This is a genomic window from Candidatus Symbiopectobacterium sp. 'North America', assembly GCF_015762685.1.
In the GTDB taxonomy this organism is placed as follows: Bacteria; Pseudomonadota; Gammaproteobacteria; order Enterobacterales; family Enterobacteriaceae; genus Symbiopectobacterium.
On the sequence record NZ_PEHF01000123.1, the window covers coordinates 1 to 243 of the forward strand.

1 pseudogene is annotated in these 243 nt (G+C 38.7%); it reads right to left on the reverse strand.

Features of this window, described 5'->3' with window-relative positions:
- Positions 1-243, reverse strand: a pseudogene (locus CS369_RS22630) (M91 family zinc metallopeptidase); the annotation flags it as partial.

Genomic DNA, 243 nt, shown 5'->3' on the forward strand with positions numbered 1-243 from the left:
CCTAATCCAACAGTCCGAGCTTCTTCAAGTAAAAGTGGAGAATGCATGTGTAATTCTTGATGGGATAATTGGGGCTGTAGACGAACGCCATTCAGATTGTGGAGAACGTGGAGTAGTTCATGGAATACAATGCATGAATAAAAAACATCAATATCAATACCTTGACCTCTATTGTATTCAGCTGGATTTAAATTGCAGTGAAAATCAAAACTCGTTCCTATGAAGTTTTCAGTGTCAGCATCG